The sequence below is a fragment of the Shewanella sp. ZOR0012 genome (genome assembly GCF_000798835.1).
GTDB lineage: Bacteria > Pseudomonadota > Gammaproteobacteria > Enterobacterales > Shewanellaceae > Shewanella > Shewanella xiamenensis.
Window position 1 is genome coordinate 1,808 of sequence record NZ_JTLE01000088.1, and the last position, 910, is coordinate 2,717.

At 38.6% G+C, this 910-nt stretch carries 1 protein-coding gene; it reads right to left on the reverse strand.

The window, feature by feature from the left end; all coding sequences use genetic code 11:
• Positions 1 to 771 precede the first annotated feature (771 nt).
• Positions 772 to 910: DUF1318 domain-containing protein (locus L976_RS01765; RefSeq protein WP_156143142.1), on the reverse strand; the 139-nt coding region annotated here is incomplete at its 5' end.

Here is a 910-nt window from a genome sequence, read left to right on the forward strand (position 1 = left end):
GTATTGAAGCTATCAAAATAAATCACAGATGTGCGAATATTGGTCAAAAATGACGATTAGCGTTATTTGTTTTAAATTGTTATTGACTTTTTTAAAATTGAGCAAAAGCTAGTAAATACAATTGTTTATGTTGTTATTCTGAATGGAGGTTAAGGAGTCGAATTCTCAGGGTAAGTCATTGGTCTAATTGAAGAAAATATCAAAAATCGGAAGTAATGCAAAAAGTAATGCAGCACTGTTTTTGGTATGTATTAATTATATTTTTCAATACGTTATGTCATGAAGTAGACTCCCTCTCTCGTCGGGTTTTTTCTTTTCTATCATAAACCTATGAATTATAGTTGCTAAATCCAATGGCTCACCAACCTTTGGCACCTTAAGGTGGTACAAAAGGGTGGTACAAAACGATGGCATTTATGACTCAACCATACCGCGATCCAAAGTCTGGAACCTAGAAAATCCGCAAGGGTGTTCCTAAGCATTTACGTCCGTTCCTTGATGACAAATTCACTATGCCACTTCAGTCTGGAGACTAATGATGCTTATATTGCCAAAACAACTGCGGGTGGTGTGATTGTGGAGTTTGAGTCAGCTATAGCTTTGTTACGTCAAGAAAAAGAGCAGAAATAACACCAGTACTGTTAGTTTGAGGGAGCAAAGCCATCAGGAGGATTACCATGGATGTGGCGGTCGATCTCGATAAACAAAACGCCTGCAATTGCAGGCGTTCTTCGATGGGTTTAGTCGGTGCTCAATTGTCATTAAAACAGGCTATTTCTTAACCCATTTGCCTTGAGCATTTTGCACATAGTTGCCTTTTTCTGTTGCAGCGATGGCTTTTTCACCAGCTAATTTGGCGACATCTGCGGCTGAAATATTATTCTTTTTAGCGATGGTTTCGTAGTGAGCG